This is a genomic window from Mycobacterium sp. MFM001, from assembly GCF_003402475.1.
Taxonomy (GTDB): Bacteria; Actinomycetota; Actinomycetes; order Mycobacteriales; family Mycobacteriaceae; genus Mycobacterium.
In genome coordinates this window covers 413,619-432,528 of the sequence record NZ_BFAB01000001.1, presented here as the reverse complement: position 1 = coordinate 432,528, position 18,910 = coordinate 413,619, and the positions used below count along the sequence as shown (strand labels likewise).

At 68.2% G+C, this 18,910-nt stretch carries 19 protein-coding genes; 4 read left to right on the top strand and 15 right to left on the bottom strand.

Annotated elements, in window-relative coordinates; translation table 11 throughout:
* Positions 1-16 precede the first annotated feature (16 nt).
* Entirely contained in the window at positions 17-526 is a 510-nt protein-coding gene (locus tag MFM001_RS02130) for a pullulanase (RefSeq protein WP_116373582.1), read from the top strand.
* 73 nt (positions 527-599) lie between these two features.
* Here MFM001_RS02130 and MFM001_RS02125 read toward each other — a convergent pair whose 3' ends face one another.
* The gene (locus tag MFM001_RS02125; protein WP_116373066.1) at positions 600-1,376 is read right to left on the bottom strand and encodes a TIGR03084 family metal-binding protein; all 777 of its coding nucleotides are present in this window, start codon (positions 1,374-1,376) and stop codon (positions 600-602) included.
* A gap of 9 nt (positions 1,377-1,385) precedes the next feature.
* A complete protein-coding gene (locus MFM001_RS02120) occupies positions 1,386-2,666 on the bottom strand; it encodes an MFS transporter (RefSeq protein WP_116373578.1) in 1,281 nt (426 codons plus the stop codon).
* Between the two features lie 130 nt (positions 2,667-2,796).
* On the opposite strand from MFM001_RS02120, the gene MFM001_RS02115 reads away from it, so the two are divergent.
* On the top strand, positions 2,797-3,402 hold the full coding sequence (locus MFM001_RS02115) for a YqgE/AlgH family protein (RefSeq protein ID WP_116373064.1): 606 nt from the start codon (positions 2,797-2,799) through the stop codon (positions 3,400-3,402).
* Here MFM001_RS02115 and MFM001_RS02110 read toward each other — a convergent pair.
* The 3 genes from MFM001_RS02110 to MFM001_RS02100 are packed head-to-tail and all read right to left on the bottom strand — an operon-like array spanning position 3,364 to position 5,675.
* Complete coding sequence (locus tag MFM001_RS02110; protein WP_116373063.1) at positions 3,364-4,359, bottom strand: bile acid:sodium symporter family protein; 996 nt, start codon at positions 4,357-4,359, stop codon at positions 3,364-3,366. The two genes, MFM001_RS02115 and MFM001_RS02110, sit on opposite strands and share 39 nt — an antisense overlap.
* A gap of 10 nt (positions 4,360-4,369) precedes the next feature.
* Positions 4,370-4,708, bottom strand: a complete 339-nt coding sequence (locus MFM001_RS02105; RefSeq protein WP_116373061.1) for a hypothetical protein — start codon at positions 4,706-4,708, stop codon at positions 4,370-4,372.
* 34 nt (positions 4,709-4,742) lie between these two features.
* A complete protein-coding gene (locus MFM001_RS02100; protein WP_116373058.1) occupies positions 4,743-5,675 on the bottom strand; it encodes an LpqN/LpqT family lipoprotein in 933 nt (310 codons plus the stop codon).
* A gap of 170 nt (positions 5,676-5,845) precedes the next feature.
* Here MFM001_RS02100 and leuS point away from each other — a divergent pair, with 170 nt between their 5' ends.
* Positions 5,846-8,725, top strand: coding sequence for a leucine--tRNA ligase (leuS, locus tag MFM001_RS02095; RefSeq protein WP_116373056.1), 2,880 nt, complete (start codon positions 5,846-5,848; stop codon positions 8,723-8,725).
* A 3-nt stretch (positions 8,726-8,728) separates the two neighbouring features.
* Here the strand turns inward: leuS and MFM001_RS02090 are convergent, their stop codons facing one another.
* The 10 genes from MFM001_RS02090 to MFM001_RS02045 all read right to left on the bottom strand — a co-directional run bounded on the left by MFM001_RS02090 (position 8,729) and on the right by MFM001_RS02045 (position 17,615).
* The gene (locus tag MFM001_RS02090) at positions 8,729-9,397 is read right to left on the bottom strand and encodes an SDR family oxidoreductase (protein WP_116373054.1); all 669 of its coding nucleotides are present in this window, start codon (positions 9,395-9,397) and stop codon (positions 8,729-8,731) included.
* 22 nt (positions 9,398-9,419) lie between these two features.
* Positions 9,420-9,923, bottom strand: a complete 504-nt coding sequence (locus tag MFM001_RS02085; RefSeq protein ID WP_116373052.1) for a MarR family winged helix-turn-helix transcriptional regulator — start codon at positions 9,921-9,923, stop codon at positions 9,420-9,422.
* 55 nt (positions 9,924-9,978) lie between these two features.
* Positions 9,979-10,719 carry an amino acid ABC transporter ATP-binding protein gene (locus tag MFM001_RS02080; RefSeq protein ID WP_116373050.1) on the bottom strand — a complete coding sequence of 247 codons (741 nt, stop codon included), beginning with the start codon at positions 10,717-10,719 and terminating at the stop codon, positions 9,979-9,981.
* Positions 10,716-12,500: an ABC transporter substrate-binding protein/permease gene (locus tag MFM001_RS02075; protein WP_116373048.1), complete on the bottom strand. Its 1,785-nt coding sequence runs from the start codon at positions 12,498-12,500 to the stop codon at positions 10,716-10,718. Before MFM001_RS02075 ends, MFM001_RS02080 begins: the two co-directional genes overlap by 4 nt.
* Before the next feature lie 20 nt (positions 12,501-12,520).
* The gene (locus tag MFM001_RS02070; RefSeq protein ID WP_116373046.1) at positions 12,521-13,198 is read right to left on the bottom strand and encodes a GntR family transcriptional regulator; all 678 of its coding nucleotides are present in this window, start codon (positions 13,196-13,198) and stop codon (positions 12,521-12,523) included.
* Positions 13,199-13,241: 43 nt separating this feature from the next.
* On the bottom strand, positions 13,242-14,045 hold the full coding sequence (locus MFM001_RS02065; protein WP_116373044.1) for an LLM class F420-dependent oxidoreductase: 804 nt from the start codon (positions 14,043-14,045) through the stop codon (positions 13,242-13,244).
* 9 nt (positions 14,046-14,054) lie between these two features.
* Positions 14,055-14,954 (bottom strand): alpha/beta fold hydrolase, encoded by a 900-nt coding sequence (locus tag MFM001_RS02060; protein WP_116373042.1) that lies wholly within the window; start codon positions 14,952-14,954, stop codon positions 14,055-14,057.
* 10 nt (positions 14,955-14,964) lie between these two features.
* Positions 14,965-16,059 carry an inositol-3-phosphate synthase gene (locus tag MFM001_RS02055; protein WP_116373040.1) on the bottom strand — a complete coding sequence of 365 codons (1,095 nt, stop codon included), beginning with the start codon at positions 16,057-16,059 and terminating at the stop codon, positions 14,965-14,967.
* A 48-nt stretch (positions 16,060-16,107) separates the two neighbouring features.
* Complete coding sequence (locus MFM001_RS02050; RefSeq protein ID WP_116373038.1) at positions 16,108-16,650, bottom strand: PadR family transcriptional regulator; 543 nt, start codon at positions 16,648-16,650, stop codon at positions 16,108-16,110.
* Positions 16,651-16,769: 119 nt separating this feature from the next.
* Positions 16,770-17,615, bottom strand: a complete 846-nt coding sequence (locus MFM001_RS02045) for a DUF1707 domain-containing protein (RefSeq protein ID WP_116373036.1) — start codon at positions 17,613-17,615, stop codon at positions 16,770-16,772.
* Positions 17,616-17,714: 99 nt separating this feature from the next.
* Between MFM001_RS02045 and MFM001_RS02040 the strand changes: the two genes are divergently transcribed.
* Positions 17,715-18,896, top strand: coding sequence for an LLM class flavin-dependent oxidoreductase (locus MFM001_RS02040; protein WP_116373034.1), 1,182 nt, complete (start codon positions 17,715-17,717; stop codon positions 18,894-18,896).
* Positions 18,897-18,910 lie beyond the last annotated feature (14 nt).

Here is an 18,910-nt window from a genome sequence, read left to right as displayed (position 1 = left end):
GCCGCGTCTGACCGGCATGGAGTACTGCTTGGGCACGGGCGACGGCACGGCGGCGATGTGGACCGGCCAACCCGATCTGGACGTCGACGGCGACGGCCGGCTGGACGCGGTCGGGTTGGACTTCGACGGCGACGGGTTGCGCGACGACGCGCTGGCCGATCTCGACGGCGACGGGCTGGCCGACCACGCCGTGCTGGACCTCGACAACGACGGCTCGCCGGAAAGCTATTTCACCGACGACGGGACCGGCACCTGGTCGGTGGCGGTGGACCGGGGCGGGCAACTGCGCTGGTTCGGCCTCGACGGCGTCGAGCACACCGGTGGGCCGCTGGTCGACTTCGACGGCGACGGCGCGGTCGACGACCGGCTGATCGACAGTGACGGCGACGGGCTGGCCGACCGGGCGGTGTGCGCCGGCGACAACGGCGTCACGGGATATGTGGACACCGACGGCGACGGCCGCTGGAATGTGCGGTTGACCGACAGCGACGGCGACGGCGCCGCCGACGGGGCTACCGCGCTGTAGTCCTTACGCCGAGTGTGAATCTGGCGACGTGACACGCCGGACAGGCGTCGCAACATTCACAGTCGCCGGAAGATCAGGCCCGCCCCGGACCCGGTGGGCCCGCGAAGGCCTGCGCGATGTCCAGCCAGCGCTGCGCGTCGACGCCTTCCGCGGTGACATGCAGCGCGCGGCGCGGCCGCCGCTGGGTGACCAGGAAACAGAAGTCCTCAGCGCTACCGGTGACCCGCTGCGCCGCGTCGGGTGGACCCCACGACCACACCCCGCCGTCGGGTGCGCGCAGCTCGACGAAGAACGGCTCGGCCGGCGGCGTCAGGCCGTTGACAACAAAGGCGTAGTCGCGGGCCCGCACGCCGATGTGCGCAACCGATTGCAGCCGTGCGGTGGCGGGCCGCGTGACGCCGAGCGCGTCGGCCACGTCGAGGCCGTGCGCCCAGGTCTCCATCAACCGGGCGGTGGCCATCGACGCGGCGCTCATCGGCGGACCGAACCACGGCAGCTTGCGGCCGTCGGGAACGGTCAGCAGCGCGTCGTGCAGCCGGGTGCGGGTGGCCCGCCAATCAGCAAGCAGCGCAGCAGGTTTCGTGGCCGCCAGTTCCTCGGCGCCGTCGTCGACGAAGCCGGTGGGATTCGCCGACGCGGCCTGCAGCAGGTCGGCGAAACCAGCCTCGTCGGTGACCGACGTCAGCGCGACCCGGTCGGTCCAAAGCAGGTGCCCGATCTGGTGCGCGATGGTCCAGCCCGGCGCGGGCGTCGGCTCGGCCCACCGATCGTCGGGAAGCGGCGCCACCAACGCGTCGAGTTCGTCGCTCTCGGCGCGTAAGTCAGCCACGATCGAATCAAGCCCGGCCATCGGATCACCTTAGCGAGCGCTCATCGCCCGCCGACCGACCAATGCATGCACCGCCAGGCCGGCCAGATAGAGCACCGCCCCGGTCAACACCAGCACGGGCGCATGTCCGTCGTCGGGAATGACGATCGCCGCCCCGGTGATCACCGCAATGAACGAGACCCAAAACAGCGAATCCTGCACCGCGAACACATGTCCGCGCAGCGCGTCGTCGACGTCGATCTGCATCGCGGTATCGGCGCACAGCTTCACCACTTGCCCGGCGGTGCCGAGGAAGAACCCGCAGACCACCATCACCGGAAGCTGCAGACCGACCCCGAGGAGTTGGATGGCGGTCGCAATCGCCAGCGATCCGTTGGCGGTCGCGTAGCGACCCCAGCGGCGAACAGCGAGCGGCGTCACCACGTTGGCCAGAAACGAGCCCGTCCCCGTCGCGGCGACGAACAACACCGCAGTGCCCAATCCGCCGACGGAGGTGTCGCCGGCGTGGCGCACCAGCAACAGCACCAGCAGCGTGTTGATGCCGAACACCATCCGGTGCGCGGCCAGCCCGGCCAGCGTCGCCGCGACGGTAGGGCGGGCGAGCACGGTGCGCGCGCCGTGCAGCCAGCCGGTGATCACCAAGTAGATCACCGACCCGTGAATCGCGCGTTTGGTGTCGTCGGGCCCGAGCACGTGAGGGCCGAATCGCAGCGACAACACCAGCGCGATCGCCACCGGGACCAGCACCAGAAAGATGATCGACGCGCCGCCGTAGTCGCCGGACCCGAAAATGCGGCGGGGGACCAGCATGAAGTTCGCGCCCAGGAACGCCGCGACCGCGCCCGTCGCGGTCGCGATCGAATTCATCGTCACCACCTGCTCGCACGGGACCACGTGCGGCAGCGCCGCGGAAAGCCCGGACGAAACGAAGCGCCCGAAACCGTTGACGATCAGCGCGCCGCACAGCACCGGCAGGTCGCCCTCGCCGGCGGCCAGCAGAGCCCCCGCCACGACGGCGGACAGCAGCCGGCCCACGTTGGCGCCGACCAGCACCAGCCGCCGATCCCAGTGGTCCATCAATGCGCCGGCGAATGGACCCAGCAGTGAGTACGGCAAGAACAGCACCGCGAACGCGCCCGCGACGGCCAGTGGACGGGCCGCCCGCTCGGGATTGAACAGCAGCGCCCCGGCCAGCCCCGCCGAGAACAGCCCGTCGCCGAATTGGCTGACCGCGCGCAGCTCCAGCAGCCGCCGGAAGTCGCGCAGGCTGCGCACCGAGCGCCAGACAGCGGCAGGCGGGCGGGTGTGAATCACAGGACCTACTTCCACGGTGTGGCCCGGCAAGCGGGCGCCGCGCCAAGCCACCAACCCACCCTACAAATATCAAGCGGCGCCCCGTTTGTTCGCCACGGCGGCCGCGCGCTGATGCGATGATGGTGTTGTGGCGCAGCATGAAGACCCCGAAGACTATGTCGCCCCTGCCGCGCATCGGGTGCGGGCGGGCACGTTGCTGCTCGCCAACACCGACCTGCTCGAGCCGACGTTTCGGCGCAGCGTGATTTACATCGTCGAGCACAACGACGGCGGAACGCTCGGGGTGGTCCTCAACCGGCCCAGCGAGACCGCCGTCTACAACGTGCTGCCGCAGTGGGCCAAGCTGGCAGCCAAACCCAAGACGATGTTCATCGGGGGACCGGTGAAACGTGACGCGGCACTGTGCTTGTCGGTGCTGCGGGTCGGTGCAGAGCCCGACGGCGTTCCCGGCCTCCGCCATGTGTCCGGGCGGCTGGTGATGGTCGACCTCGACGCCGATCCCGAATCGATCGCGCCGCTGGTGGAGGGCGTGCGGATCTTCGCCGGGTACTCGGGATGGACCATCGGCCAGCTCGAGGGCGAGATCGAACGCGACGACTGGATTGTGTTGTCCGCGTTGCCTTCCGACGTTCTGGTGCCGCCGCGGGTGGACCTGTGGGGCCGGGTGCTGCGGCGTCAGCCCATGCCGCTGTCGCTATTGGCCACCCATCCGATCGATCTCAGCCGCAACTGAGCGGTCACGCGAGAGCCTGCTGGCGATCACCGCGCACACCAGCAGCTGTATCTGGTGAAAGAGCATCAGCGGCAACATGATTACGCCGACGGTGGCGGCCGGGAAGAGCACCAGCGCCATCGGAAGTCCCGACGCCAGACTCTTTTTCGAGCCGCAGAACAGCAGCACGATCGCGTCGCCGCGCTCGAGCCCGGCCAGCCGGCCGGTCAGCCAAGTGAATGCCAGCACCAAGCCCAGCAGTACGGCGCTGGCCACGGCGACCGCGACCACCCGCCACACCCCGACGCTGAGCCAGATCCGCTCGACCATGCCCATCGAGAACGCGGTGTAGACCACCAGCAGGATCGACCCGCGGTCGACCAGCTTGGTCAGCACGGCATGCCGGGCGATCACGTCGGCAATCCACGGCCGCATCAACTGACCCGCCACGAACGGCAACAGCAGCTGCAGCACGATGTCACGGATTGCGGTGGCGTCCACTCGAGGCGCCCCGCTGGTGTGCATCAGCAGCAGGACCAACGCCGGGGTGACGACCACGCCGACGATGTTGGACAGCGATGCGCTGACGATCGCGGCCGAAACGTGGCCCCGCGCAATCGAGGTGAACGCGATCGAGGACTGCACGGTCGAGGGGACCAGACACAAAAACAGTAGGCCGTTGTAGAGGTCCAGCGTCAGCAGCCAGGGCACCAGCGCGCGCGCCGCCAATCCGAGTATGGGGAAGACCACGAACGTCGTCGCCAGCACCAGTAAGTGCAGCCGCCACTGCCTTACGCCATGCCAGGCCTGCTGCGGCGAAAGCCGGGCACCGTAGAGCCAGAACAGCACCGCGATCGCAACTTTGGCGGCGATCGACACGGCCTCGGCAGCAGCACCGCGAGCCGGGAACACGGCCGCGAGGGCCACCGTCGCCAGCAGCGCCAATAAGAAGGTGTCGACCGGGAGCCGCTTTAGCATGTCCGGCGTATCAGTGACAGGACAACGTGCAGGCCCCGCAGTCGCCGCCGCAGACAGCGGGTGCCCCTTCGCGGCGCAGGGCGTACCGCGCGCTCTGCCACGAGCCGACGGCCACGGTGCCGATCGCCCCGACGACGCACACACCGACCAGCACGCCGGCCGCCGGACGTGGGCCGGCGAATGCCACCGCGCCGCCGGCCGCCAGCATCACCGCGGCCGCCAGCTGGGTCGGCGCGACGGCGCGTGTCACCTGCGCGGCGGTGTCCGCGCTTGGCCGTGACAGCGACCACAGGCCGAGCGCCGCGCAGACGATCGCCGCACACACGCACAGCACTCCGGCGATCAGCATGGGGCCACAATACTGAGGCCGCCACACCCGAGGTCTAGCGCGTCGGCGCGGGCACCGGTGGGCGGGCCGGCAACGCGGGCAGCACCGGCACCGGAGGGGCCGGAGCCGCCGGAGCGGCAGCCGGGGCAGCTGCAGGTGCCGCGGGCGCCGGAGCGGCGGGCGGGTTGGCGCCCGGCACAGCTACTCGGAAGCCGTTGATGATCGCGTCGGTGGCGGGCGCGTCGGCGACGGCCTGGGTGACGGCAGTGGTCACGGCCAGCGACACCAGATAGCGCTCCGGCCCGGATGTGGCGATGACGTGTCGCCGAGATGTGTTGAGCGTCATGTCGTTTTGCCGGTAGGTGCCCTCGATCACCGACGACGGGAATCCGCCGAAGTCGCCCATCGCGCCCTTGGTGGTCTGCCAGGCGGGCAGTTGCTGGCTGTCGACGAACCCGTGGGTGATGGCCTCCTGCGGATCGAAGTCGCCGACCAACTTGTAGACCACCACTTGGGCGTTGGAGGTGTAGAGGCTGTTGCCGGTGCCGGACCGGTCGGCGATGACGGCGAACGCGTCCGGCACGTTGGGGTCGGGCACCTGCGTCCAGCGCGGCGGCACCGGCAAGGTGATGTCGAGCGCCTTGAAGTTCTGGGGTTGCTGCGGCTCGAGCTTGACGCCCTTGCCGCCGAAGTAGTCGCGCAGTGTCCCGCTGGTGGCAGGCACCAGCGTCGCCGGCGGGGGAGCAGGCGCCGCGGCTGGTTGCGGTGCGGGGATCCGCGGGGCGATCGAGGGGGCCGTGCCCGGCGTGCTGTTGCCGACGGCCCCGAGCGCGTTTTGGGTCAGGGGAGGGGCGGGGGCCGGCACGGGGTTGGGTCCGGGTGGAAACACCGGGTCTGCCGAAGCAGTGCCGCCGACGCACATGACAGCCACGACGCCGACGACGACACCGGCTACCAGCACCCGCAGGCCGCGGGCAATCTGCGTCATGAGAGTGGCTCCTTCTCTCGGATCGGCGTTAGAGGCCGACTGTAACCAGCGGAAACTGGCGGGAACAGGCTTGAGATGGACCTGGGATGAACCCCTGATCGGGACGCGACGAAACCGAGACCAACCTGTGGCCGGAAGGCGGTCAGCGCCGTCCTTATACCCTGTGTGACGTGACCGAATCCCCGACCGCAGCAGCCGGCGCTGTCCCGGGCGCCGATGAGGCGGACTCCGACGCGCCGCGGTACCGCTACACCGCGGAGCTGGCCGGTCGCATCGAACGGACCTGGCAGGACAATTGGGCCCGCTGGGGGACATTCCACGTGGCCAACCCCGTCGGCTCGCTGGCGCCGGCGGACGGATCCGCGGTGCCCGACGACAAGATGTTCGTGCAGGATATGTTCCCGTATCCGTCCGGCGAGGGCCTGCATGTCGGTCACCCGCTGGGCTACATCGCCACCGACGTCTATGCCCGCTACTTCCGGATGACGGGGCGTAACGTGTTGCACGCGTTGGGTTTCGACGCGTTCGGGTTGCCCGCCGAACAGTATGCGGTGCAAACCGGCACCCATCCGCGGACCCGTACCGAGGCCAACATCGTCAATTTCCGGCGCCAGCTGGGCCGGCTGGGTTTCGGCCACGACACCCGGCGAAGCTTTTCCACCACCGACGCCGAGTTCTACAAGTGGACGCAGTGGATCTTCCTGCAGATCTACAACGCCTGGTTCGACACCGCTGCCAACAAGGCTCGGCCGATCGCCGAACTTATCGACGAATTCGACTCCGGCACACGAACTTTGGACGACGGCCGGGACTGGGCGACGCTGTCGGCCGGTGAGCGCGCCGACGTGATCGACGGCTACCGGCTGGTCTACCGGGCGGATTCGATGGTGAACTGGTGTCCGGGCCTGGGCACCGTGCTGGCCAACGAAGAGGTGACCGCCGAAGGCCGCAGCGACCGGGGCAACTTCCCGGTGTTCCGCAAACGGTTGCGGCAGTGGATGATGCGCATCACCGCGTACTCCGACCGGCTGCTGGACGACCTGGACCTGCTGGAGTGGCCGGACAAGGTCAAGACCATGCAGCGCAACTGGATCGGCCGCTCCACCGGTGCCTCGGCGCTGTTCGGCAGCGACGTCGGCGATATCGAGGTGTTCACCACCCGGCCCGACACCCTGTTCGGCGCCACCTATCTGGTGCTGGCGCCCGAGCACGAGTTGGTCGACCGGTTGGTCGCCGACGAGTGGCCGGACGGTGTCGACCCGCACTGGACGTTCGGCGCAGCGACCCCCGCGGAGGCGGTGAAGGCCTACCGGCAGTCGATCTTCGCGAAGTCCGACCTGGAGCGCCAGGAATACAAGACGAAAACCGGTGTCTTCCTTGGTACTTACGCCACCAATCCGGCCAACGGTCACAAGGTGCCGATCTTCATCGCTGACTACGTGCTGGTGGGCTATGGCACCGGGGCGATCATGGCCGTGCCGGGCCACGATCACCGGGACTGGGAGTTCGCCCACGAGTTCGGCCTGCCGATCGTCGAAGTGATTGCGGGCGGCGACATTTCACAGGACGCCTACACCGGCGACGGCGTCCTGGTGAACTCCGGCTTCCTCGACGGGATGGATGTCGCTGCCGCCAAGGAGGCCATGACTGCCCGGTTGGAGGCCGACGACCGCGGTTGGGCGCGCGTCGAATACAAGCTGCGGGACTGGCTTTTCGCGCGGCAGCGGTATTGGGGTGAACCGTTCCCGATCGTCTACGACAGCGACGGGCGTCCGCACCCGCTGGACGACGCCGCGTTGCCGGTCGAGTTGCCCGACGTGCCCGATTACTCGCCGGTGCTGTTCGACCCCGACGACGCGGACAGCGAGCCCGAGCCGCCGCTGGCCAAGGCCACCGACTGGGTGCATGTCGAACTGGATCTCGGCGACGGGTGCAAGCCCTACACCCGCGACACCAACGTGATGCCGCAGTGGGCGGGTAGCTCGTGGTACGAGTTGCGCTACACCGACCCGCACAACCCAGAACGGTTCTGCGCCAAGGAGAACGAGGCCTACTGGATGGGTCCGCGGCCGGCGGAGCATGGGCCGGACGATCCGGGCGGTGTCGATCTGTATGTCGGCGGCGTCGAGCATGCGGTGCTGCACCTGCTCTACGCCAGGTTCTGGCACAAGGTGCTCTACGACCTGGGCCACGTCACCTCACGCGAGCCGTACCGCCGGCTGGTCAACCAGGGCTACATTCAGGCGTTCGCGTACACCGATGCGCGCGGCTCCTATGTGCCGGCCGCCGACGTGATCGAACGCGGCGGCAGGTTCTTCTACCCGGGGCCGGACGGCGAGATCGAGGTCTTCCAGGAATTCGGCAAAATCGGGAAGAGCCTGAAGAATTCGGTCTCACCCGACGAGATCTGCGACGACTACGGCGCCGACACGCTGCGCGTGTACGAGATGTCGATGGGGCCGCTGGAGGCGTCGCGTCCCTGGGCCACCAAGGATGTCGTTGGCGCGCACCGGTTTTTGCAGCGGGTGTGGCGGCTGGTGGTCGACGAGCAGACCGGCGACAACCGGATCGTGGAAGCAGACCTCGACACCGAAACGCTGCGCGCGCTGCACCGCACCATCGCCGGCGTGTCCGAAGACTATGCGGCCCTGCGCAATAACACCGCGGTCGCCAAGCTGATCGAGTACACCAATCACCTGACCAAGGGAGCCGTCACTGCGCGCGCCGCTGTCGAGCCGCTGGTGCTGATGCTCGCGCCCCTGGCTCCGCACGTGGCTGAGGAGCTGTGGCAGCGGCTGGGCAACACGGGATCGCTGGCGCACGGCCCGTTCCCGGTGGCCGACCCGCAGTATCTGGTCGAGGACACCGTCGAATACCCGGTTCAGGTCAACGGCAAGGTGCGCGGGAAAGTGGTGGTGGCCGCCGATGCCGACAACGACACCTTGGAGGCCGCCGCGCTGGCCGACGAGAAGGTGCAGGCATTCTTGAACGGCGCGTCGGTCCGGAAGGTCATTGTGGTACCCGGCCGCCTGGTCAACCTGGTCATCTAGCGCTCAACGGGGCCGCAGCACTACTTCGTGTACATGCCCGTCCGGCGGGGTGGCGACCACATTGGCCACCGCCGCGGCGACGGTCTCCGGCCGGAGAAAACGGGCAGGGTCGTAGTCGCCGCCCTCGAATGCGACCAGCTCGCGCTGCATGTCGGTGTCGACCCGGCCGGGGTACACGGTGGTGACCCGCAGCGTGGGCTCGTCGGCGCGCAGCGAATCGGCGAACGCGCGAAGCGCGAACTTGCTCGCCGAATAGGACGCCATCCCCGGCGACACGCGGCGTCCCGACCCGGAGTTGATGAACACCACCTGGCCGTCGGCGCGTCGCAGCGCGGGCAGCAACGCCAACGTAACAGCCACCGCGCCAACGACATTCACATCGAAGGTGCTGCGCCACTGCTCGGCGGTGGACTCGGCGACGTGTCCGGGCATGGACACGCCCGCATTGTGTACCAGCACGTCCAGCTCGGCGACCGACTCGGTGGCGGCCGGGATCGCGTCGGTGTCGGCGAGGTCCAGCGGAACCACCGTGGCGCCGAGACGCTGCGCCACGGCATCTAACGCAGCCGACGGCCGACCGGCCAGCAGCAGGCTATGCGTCGGGGCCAGGGCCGCGGCAATCGCAGAACCGATACCCCGGCTGGCGCCGGTAATCAATGCAGTGGGAGTCAATGCAGTTGTGGCACTAGAACTTTCACGCCTGCTCAGGCTCGCCGGGACAAGCGGGACCGGCCGGCTCGAGAGCGGCCAGGCGTTCCAGCGGCGCAAGCGCCTTGGTCAGGGTTTCCAGTTCGGATTCGCTTAGCTTGCTGAGCATTCCGGCCAGCGCGGCGATCCGGTTGGCCAGCGACTCGCGGTGCACCGCCAAACCCCGCGGCGTGATGTCGACCAGCACGGCGCGCAGGTCCGACGGGTCGCGCGACCGCTTCACCAGACCGATCTTCTCCAGCCGGCGAATGGCCACGGTGGTGGTGGGCGTGCGCACCCGCTCGTGTGCGGCCAGGTCGGTCATCCGGATCGGACCCCGGTCGAGCAGCGTCACCAGAATCGACAGCTGGGCCAGGGTCAACTCGCCCGCGGTCGCGGTGGCGGCGCTCGGGTCGCCCCGGCGCAGGATGGAGAAAAGCTTGGACAGCGTGCGGTGTAGACCCTCAGCCAGCTGTGTCACTTCCGGCACGGTGGCTTCGCGTTCCGCCATAATTCGCCAGTCTAACCGGATTGCCCGGGACCAGACGCCAAAATCGCTTTTGCCGTCAAAGTACTTGTGATAAGAACCGCTGCAGTCGCTCGGTTTCGGCGGCCTCGAAGATCTGCTCGGGCGGTCCGGTCTCCACCACCGCGCCGTGGTCCATGAACACCACGGCGTCCGACGTTGACCTGGCAAAACCCATTTCGTGGGTGACAACCACCATCGTCATACCTTCCTCGCCCAGCTCGGCGATCAGCGCCAGGATGCCCTTCACCAACTCGGGATCCAGTGCCGACGTGGCCTCGTCGAAAAGCATCACCTGCGGCGCCATCGCCAGCGCGCGGGCGATCGCGACGCGTTGCTGCTGACCGCCCGACAGCGCGCCGGGGCGGGCATCGGCCTTGTGTTTCATGCCGACCCGATCCAGCTGCGCCAGCGCCAGCTCGCGCGCCGCGTCCGCCGGCAGCCGCTTGAGCTTCCGCGGCGCCAGCATCACGTTGTCCAGCACGGTGCGGTGCGGGAACAGGTTGAAGTGCTGGAACACCATGCCGATGCGCTGCCGCAGCCGGTTGGGGTCGTCGCCCAGCACGGACCGCCCGTCGAGCAGGACGTCGCCGCGGTCGGGTTCGTACAGCCGGTTCAGGGTGCGCAGCAACGTGGACTTGCCGGAGCCCGACGGGCCGATGATCGCCACCGTGCTGCCGGCGGGCACGTCGAGGTCGACGCCGCGTAACACCACGTTCTGCCCGAAGGACAGATGAATGTCCTTGGCCGCCAACGATACCGGCGCTGCAGCCGCCGTCATAGCATCTCCTGCCCGGTTGCCGACGCGAGTGCGTCGACTTGGTCCGGCGGCTCCACCGAGGCGCGGCCCTGGCGAAGCCGCTTGTCGACGTAGTTCACCAGGTGGGTCAGCGGGATCGTCAAGATCAGGTAGAACACACCCGCGGCCACCAACGGGGACAAGCTTCCGGTTTGGGCGTTGAAGTCGCGGCCGACCTGGAACAGCTCGCGTTGACCAGCGATCAGCCCGAGGAAGTAGACCAGGGCGGATCCCTTCAGCAGCGCGATGAACTGGTTGACCAGCGCCGGCAACACCCGGCGGATGCCCTGCGGCACCACCACCAGCCGCATCGACGAGCCGTAGCTCAGCCCCAGCGCCCGGGACGCTTCCAGCTGACCGGCCTCGACGCTCTGGATGCCGGCACGGAAGATCTCGCCGACGTACGCCGCGGCCGTCAACCCCAGCGCCGCGATACCGAGCGGATAGGGATTGTTGTGAGTCAGCCCGCCGACGATCGGACCCACCCCGAGGCCGATCAGCAAGATGATCACCACTTCGGGCAGGCCGCGGAATATGTCGGTGTACACCCGGGCCGGCCAGCGCAGCCACCGGCTGTGCGAGATCCCGGCTACGGCCAGCACGATTCCGACCACCAACCCGATGACACTGGCACTGACGGTCAAGATCAACGTGTTCGGCAGCCCCGTCGTCAGCAGCACCGGGATGACCTGCTTGTACAGATCCCAGTCGAGGAACGAATCCCGCAGCTGCGCCAGCGTGGACGTCGGCGCAGGCGGCCCGGTCTGCGGGCGGTGATGCTTCTCGGCGATCTTCGCGAAATCCGGCAGGTGCGGCGTCAGCGCATCCTTGGACCCCGGTTTCCAGTCCGGCGGCAGCGGCCGCGGCACCCAGTCGGAGTACAGGCCCGACCAGGTGGCATCGGCGATGACGGCATCCAGCGCGGAGTTCAGCGCATCGATCAGCGGCCGGTTGTCCTTTGCCACCGCGTAGGCCACGAAGTCGCCCTCACTGAACGTGTTGGCGACGATCGCGGCCGGGTCACCGGGCCGCACGGCGTTCATCGCCTCGAGCCCGCCGGCCACCCAGGCGTCGATCTGGTGGGTCTTGAGGCTGGTGTACGCGGTGATGATGTCCGGGAACTTGACCGGTTGCAGGTGCAGGGTTTCGACGACGTAGGCGTCCTGCACCGTGCCCTGAACCACGCCGATGCGCTGTCCCGGCGCCAGGTCGTCGAACCCGGTGATCGGCGAGCCGGGCTGCACCACCAGCGAGGCGTAGCCGAAGTCGTAGCCATTGGTGAAGCCGACGGTGCGCCGCCGCGCGTCGGTGGCCATGATCGACGCCGACCCGACGTCGAAGCGGCGCGACGACACCTGGGCGAGCAGGCCGGCGAAGTCGGTGCCGACGAAGCGAACCCGCAGGCCCAGTTTGGCGGCCATGGCCCGCAGCAGCTCGTTGTCGAAACCGGTGTAGTGCCCGGCGGGGTTGATGCACGCGTTCGGCGGCGCCTCCGAAACGGTGCCGACGGTCAGGGTGCCCGGCGTGATCAGACCCAGCGCTGCGGCGTCGACCGAACTGAGCGGCTCGACACTGGCGGTTGTGTATTTGTCCTCGCGCGGCCGTTTGGCGGTGGCCAGCTTCGGCGGCAATGCGGTCGCGTTCTCCACCCCGGACGGCGCGCACTGGTTGGTGTCGGCCGCCGCGGGTGGCGCCGCTGCGAGTCCGCACACCATCAGGGTCACCGCGATCACCGCGAGGAGCTTTCCGGCGAGGACGTTCATATTCGCAACGTACCGGCCGGTCAGAATGCGACGGCGGGCCTCTCCGGCGGGGCCAGCACCCGGCGGCGGACGAGTTCGGCCACCATGATCTTGGCCATCAGCGCAGCGCAGCCGCTGCAGGCGGCCCGGGCCGCGGCGGGGTCGCGGCGGTAGATGGCCGCGGTCTCGTCTTCGTAGAACGGCAGCATCTCGGCCGTGACGTTGGGATAGCTCAAGAGGAATGCCCGCGGAATCAGGGCGGTCGACGCGCGGATCGCCGCGTGCAGCCGCGGCCCGGCGTACTCGTCGGTGACGGCCTGGCGGTAGTCCCGCGCGGCCTGCTGGAAAGCGCGCGGTTCTTTCGCGGTGCGCAGTGTGCGCATCAGGGCGTCGAGCTGATCCAGGATCCGCGGCGTGGGGTTCGCGGCGGCGCGTGCCGACGCGATTCCGTTGAGCACGCCGTGTAACTCGTGATGCTCGAGAATGGTGTCCTCGTCGAATCTCTCGACGTACGCGCCGCGGTGATAGCGGGTGGACAGCACCCCGTCGTGTTCCAGCTGGACGAGCGCCTCCTGGATGGGCACGCGGCTCATCCCGAGCGCGTCGGCGATCTCGTTACGGTCGACCCGGTCGCCCGTGCGCAGCTTGCCGGTCAGCACCAGGTTGAGGATGTAAGCAACGACCTGGTCCTTTTCTTTAGCGCCGTATTTTTTCGGCATATCCCTTTCGAGTTTCTCACGGCGCGCCGGTTTACGTTGGGGTTCAACGATTATCGCGCCACCGGCACAGCGTCTCGGCGGCGCTCAAGTCGTAGTCCGGACCGGTCGAGCCGACGGTCAGCAAGGTTACGCCCAGGCCCGTCAAGGCCTCGGCCTCGGCGATCAACGCGTCGGCGCCACCTCCGCGTCCCGTCTCGCCCCCGACCGCGGCGGACCGCTCGATGGCATCGGGGTCGCGTCCGACTGCCGCGCAGTGCCGGGCCAGCACGTCCGCCTTCGCGGGATAGGTGTCGGCGCTGGCGAAGCTGTGCCACATGTCGGCATGCTCGGCGACCAGGCGCAGCGTCTTGCGCTCACCCTCGCCGCCGATCAGCAGCGGAATCTGGCGGGTGGGCAGCGGATTGAGTTTGCCCAGCCGGGATTTGATTCGGGGCAGCGCCGCGGCCAGGTCGTCGAGGCGGCTGCCCGCGGTGCCGAACTCGTAGCCGTACTCATCGTAATCCCTGCGTTTCCAGCCTGACCCGATGCCCAGGATCAGCCGGCCGCCCGAAATGTGGTCGACAGTGCGGGCCATGTCCGCGAGCAACTCCGGGTTGCGGTAGGAGTTACAGCTCACCAGCGCACCGATTTCGATGCGCGACGTCTGCTCGGCCCAGGCGCCCAGCATGGTCCAGCATTCGAAGTGGGGGCCGTCGCGGTCGCCGTAGAGCGGAAAGAAGTGATCCCAGTTGAATGCGATGTCGACGCCGATGTCCTCGCAGCGGCGGACCGCGTCACGGATCTGGCTGTATTGCGCGGCGTGCTGCGGCTGAAGTTGAACACCGATGCGAACGTGGCGAGAGGTCATAGTGCCACGTTAGCCCTCGAGTACGGTTCGCAGAATGTCGATCAGCGCTCGAGGCTGGTCGCTCTGCACGGAATGCCCTGACCCTTCAACGCTGTGTGCGCCGCGGAAATGCTTTGCGCGCCGGGCTAACTCGTCGACGTCCTCGTCGCTGACGAAGCCCGAGTTGCCGCCGCGGATCAGCGTGACGGGTGCGGCCATGACGTCGACGTCGTCCCACAGCGAGGCGAAGTCGGGGAAGCTGCGGATGGCGTCGTACCGCCACGTCCAGTTGCCGTTGTCGAGCTGGCGCGAGTTGTGGAATACCCCGCGCCGCAAGGCCTTGAGCTCGCGGTGCGGTGCTGCAGCGACGGTCAGGTCCAGCATGGCCTGGAAGCTCGGGAATTCCCGCTCGCCGTGCATCAGCGCAATGGTGCCGAGCTGTTCCTTGGTCATTTCGGCGTGCCGCTGCAGCGCCGACGGCGTGACGTCGATCAGGACGAGTTCGTTGACGAGCTCGGGCGCGATCGCTGCCAGCCGGATCGCAGTGAGCCCGCCCAGCGACATCCCGACGACCAGATCTGCTTGCGGCGCAAGCTCGCTCACCACCGGGGCCAATGCCGCGGCGTTGCGCTGCGGCGAGTAGTCACCGTCGTCGCGCCACGCCGAATGCCCATGGCCGGGCAGGTCTACGGCAATAGCCGGCTCACCGAGCCCGACGATCACGGTGTCCCAGGTGTGCGCGTTCTGCCCGCCGCCGTGCAGGAAGACGACGCGGGGTGGCGTGTCGCCCCACGTGAGCGCGCTGATGGGGTCGCGTTCGACGCGCGCGACGACGGGCAGCGAACCGGAAACACCGGCCTGCTCGGCGTTTTCGTGCAGCAGCGCGAACTCGTCGAGCCCGGCAAGGCCGTCGTCGGAGACCTCGGTCACGGTGACCGAGCTAGCCGATGATGAACTGCTCGAGCTGGGCGCGTGCGACGTCGTCGGGCAGCTGCTGCGGCGGGCTCTTCATCAGGTACGCCGACGCCGCAACCACCGGGCCGCCGATGCCGCGGTCCTTGGCGATCTTGGCCGCCCGGATCGCGTCGATGATCACACCCGCCGAGTTCGGCGAGTCCCACACCTCGAGTTTGTACTCCAGGTTCAGCGGCACGTCGCCGAAGGCGCGGCCTTCCAGCCGCACGTAGGCCCACTTGCGGTCGTCCAGCCAGCCGACGTGGTCGGACGGGCCGATGTGCACGTCTTTGGTCTTGAACTCGCGCTGCACGTTGGAGGTGACGGCCTGGGTCTTGGAGATCTTCTTGCTCTCCAGCCGCTCACGCTCGAGCATGTTGAGGAAGTCCATGTTGCCGCCGACGTTGAGCTGCATGGTGCGGTCCAGTTGCACGCCGCGGTCCTCGAACAGCTTGGCCATCACCCGGTGGGTGATCGTCGCGCCGACCTGGCTCTTGATGTCGTCGCCGACGATCGGCACCCCGGCGTCGGTGAACTTGCGGGCCCACACCGGGTCCGAGGCGATGAACACCGGCAGCGCGTTGACGAACGCCACCCCGGCGTCGAGCGCGCACTGCGCGTAGAACTTGTCGGCCTCTTCCGAACCCACCGGCAGGTAGGAGACCAGCACGTCGACCTCGGCGTCGCGCAGCACCTTGACCACGTCGACCGCCTCGACGTCGGACACCTCAATGGTGTCGGCGTAGTACTTGCCGATGCCGTCGAGCGTCGGACCGCGCTGCACCACCACGTTGGTGGGCGGCACGTCGGCGATCTTGATGGTGTTGTTTTCGGACGCGAAGATCGCCTCGGACAGGTCGAAGCCCACCTTCTTGGCGTCCACGTCGAACGCGGCGACGAACTTGACGTCGCGGACGTGGTACGGCCCGAACCGCACGTGCATCAAGCCGGGCACCGTGGCCGTCTCGTCGGCGTTCTGGTAGTACTCGACGCCCTGAACCAGCGAGGACGCGCAGTTGCCGACGCCGACGATGGCGACCCGGATTTCCGTCGACGCCTCTGCCGCGGTTTGCTCAGTCATGGGGGCGTTCTCCTTACTTCTACCTGTGTCGTGCGTTGCTTGGATTGGTTAGGACTGCTCGGCGCGGCGTTGCGCCACGCGTTCGGCTGTGATCAGCTCGTTCAGCCACTTGACTTCACGTTCGCTCGATTCCAGCCCCAGTTGATGCAGCTGGCGGGTGTAGCGATCGAGCGAGTTGCTGGCCCGCGCCACTGCTTCACGCAGGCCCTCGCGGCGCTCTTCGACCTGGCGGCGGCGGCCCTCCAGGATGCGCATCCGGGCTTCAGCCGGCGTGCGGTTGAAGAACGCCAAGTGCACTCCGAACCCGTCGTCGGTGTAGTTCTGCGGGCCGGTGTCGGCGACCAGCTCTGAAAAGCGCTGGCGGCCGGCGTCGGTCATCTGGTATACCCGCCGGGCCCGGCGAACCGGGGTCCCGGCCGGTGCGGCGTCCTCGGCGATCAGCCCGTCGGCCTGCATCCGGCGCAGCGCCGGGTACAGCGAGCCGTACGAAAACGCCCTGAACGCTCCGAGCAGGCCAGTCAGTCGTTTGCGCAGTTCGTAGCCATGCATGGGCGACTCGAGCAGGAGTCCGAGGATGGCAAGCTCCAGCAACGAGTCACCTCCTTTGCTCGGATCGTTGGGACGTATTCATATCGAGGTACAGCCTCGCGACATCGTATCGCCCCGATATATTTGGCACCACACCCGGTATTCGCCCGGTGTTCAAGCGCTCAGGACGGATAGTTCACCCGGCTGACGGCTCCGTCACCGGCGAACTGGATGTAGCCGCTGCCGTAGTCGCTGGAGACGTACACCGACAGTGACACCGCCTCGGGCGTGGTCGGGTCGCGCGACGGCTCCACGATCAGATACGTGGTCTTGACGTCGGAGGGCTTGATGCCCAGCGTTTCGGGCGCCCCGCGCAGGATGCCGACCGTCGCCTTCGGATCGAACTGTCCCAAGTCGACCAGGACGGTGTCGCTGCTCTTCGGCGAGCTGTTCGGATCGCCCCACCCGCCGCGGTACGTGTAGCTCAGGACCCGACGATCTTCCTTGGGATCGGCGCGATCCATCACCGCATAGTCGGGGTAGATGACCAGCCGATAGCCCTGGGTGTCGCCGAATTTCTTGCGAGCCTGCTCCAGCAGCCCGGTCAGGCCGCCCAGCGACTGCAGCTGCCGCGGCGGGGTCAACACCACAGGTGCGACGCCGTCCGGCTTGGCTCCGGGATCGGAGGTGAAACTCAGCGGCGAGCTGGTGTTGCCGTAGAGCCCCCAGCCGATGCCGACACCGAGCAACACCGCCACCACCAGGGCCGCCGCCGCGATGCCGGCGCCGCCGAATTTCGGCCGGCCGGATGTCAGCGACGGCAGCTGCACCGGGGCACTGGCGGTCTGCAGATCGGCGACCAGGGCGTGCAGGTCGCCGAGAGTGACGGCGCTGGTGGCCGCGCTCACCCGCTCGCGGTGCTCCTCCATCGACAGCTGGCCCTCTTCGAGGGCCCGGTCGAGAATCCGGCAGGTATCGTCCCGGTCGCTGTCTTTGGCCCGGGTCGCCGTCGTCGCCACGGCGATGATCGTAGAAGCCGCCGCTCACGGTGATCGCAGAACCGCAGTTCCAATCAGGCTGGGCCTAAGGCTTTTCACGACGCCGCCCGTCGGGCATAAGTGAATAGCGTGTCAATACATCTGCATTGGTTTCTTCCCACCTACGGAGACTCCCGCGACCTGATCGCCGGCGGGCATGGCAGCACCATGCGCGGCGACCGGCCGGCCGATTTGCGGTATCTGATCCAGCTTGCACAGGCCGCCGAGATCAACGGCTTCGAGGCGGTTCTCACGCCGACCGGTCAGTGGTGCGAAGACGCGTGGCTTTCCACGGCGATGCTGCTCGACGCCACCGAATCGCTGAAATTCCTGGTCGCGCTGCGGCCCGGGCTGATCAGCCCGACGCTGGCCGCCCAGATGGCGGCCACTTTCCAGTGGCAGTCGCAGGGGCGGCTGCTGCTCAACGTGGTCACCGGCGGCGAGAGCATCGAACAGCGGGCGTTCGGCGACTTCTTGACCAAGGAGGCCCGATACGACCGGTGCGCCGAGTTTCTCGACATCGTCCGCCGGTTGTGGACCTCCGACGAGCCGGTGACCTTCGCCGGCGAGCATCTGCGGGTCGAGCAGGCGTCACTGGCGCGACGCCCCGAACCGTTGCCGGCCGTCTTCTTCGGCGGGTCGTCGACGGAGGCCGGTCGGGTCGCGGCCAGATTCGCCGACACCTACCTGACGTGGGGTGAGCCGCCCGGGCAGGTCAGCGAAAAGCTGGACCGGATCCGGGGCCTGGCGTCGGCGCAAGGCCGGGAGCTGGGCTACGGCATCCGGCTGCACGTCATCGCCCGGGATACCGGCGAACAGGCCTGGGCGGAAGCCAACCGGCTGCTGTCGGGGCTGGATCCGCAAACCGTCGCGGCCGCACAGCGCTCGCTGGCCCGCTCAGAGTCCGAAGGTCAGCAGCGGATGCGCCAATTGCACGGGGGCGGAGGCGATTTCGCTGTCGGCGCCGACGCCCGCAGTCTGGAGATCTATCCCAATCTGTGGTCCGGGGTGGGACTGGTTCGCGGCGGCGCGGGCACCGCATTGGTCGGTTCGCACCAGGAGGTCGCGGACCGGATCGCCGAATACGCCGCACTGGGCCTGCAGCACTTCATCCTGTCCGGCTATCCGCACCTCGAGGAGGCGTACACGTTCGGCGAGGGCGTGCGGCCACTTCTGGCGCAGCGCGGATTGCTGGCGGACAACGCGGCGACGCCTAGCGAACCCGTCCGGTCGGCGTTCCTATCCCAGCTCGGAGAGGTCAGCGCTTCCTAACCCCGCGGGCAACC

Excerpts from the sequence above, each read along its gene's own strand:
- MFM001_RS02080 (WP_116373050.1), bottom strand. The coding sequence starts at position 10,719 with ATGACGGCGGCTGCAGCGCCGGTATCGTTGGCGGCCAAGGACATTCAT.
- MFM001_RS02055 (WP_116373040.1), bottom strand. The coding sequence starts at position 16,059 with ATGACTGAGCAAACCGCGGCAGAGGCGTCGACGGAAATCCGGGTCGCC.
- MFM001_RS02085 (WP_116373052.1), bottom strand. The coding sequence starts at position 9,923 with ATGGCGGAACGCGAAGCCACCGTGCCGGAAGTGACACAGCTGGCTGAG.
- MFM001_RS02075 (WP_116373048.1), bottom strand. The coding sequence starts at position 12,500 with ATGAACGTCCTCGCCGGAAAGCTCCTCGCGGTGATCGCGGTGACCCTG.
- MFM001_RS02070 (WP_116373046.1), bottom strand. The coding sequence starts at position 13,198 with ATGCCGAAAAAATACGGCGCTAAAGAAAAGGACCAGGTCGTTGCTTAC.
- MFM001_RS02130 (WP_116373582.1), top strand. The coding sequence starts at position 17 with ATGGAGTACTGCTTGGGCACGGGCGACGGCACGGCGGCGATGTGGACC.
- MFM001_RS02105 (WP_116373061.1), bottom strand. The coding sequence starts at position 4,708 with ATGCTGATCGCCGGAGTGCTGTGCGTGTGTGCGGCGATCGTCTGCGCG.
- MFM001_RS02125 (WP_116373066.1), bottom strand. The coding sequence starts at position 1,376 with ATGGCCGGGCTTGATTCGATCGTGGCTGACTTACGCGCCGAGAGCGAC.
- MFM001_RS02110 (WP_116373063.1), bottom strand. The coding sequence starts at position 4,359 with ATGCTAAAGCGGCTCCCGGTCGACACCTTCTTATTGGCGCTGCTGGCG.
- MFM001_RS02065 (WP_116373044.1), bottom strand. The coding sequence starts at position 14,045 with ATGACCTCTCGCCACGTTCGCATCGGTGTTCAACTTCAGCCGCAGCAC.
- MFM001_RS02100 (WP_116373058.1), bottom strand. The coding sequence starts at position 5,675 with ATGACGCAGATTGCCCGCGGCCTGCGGGTGCTGGTAGCCGGTGTCGTC.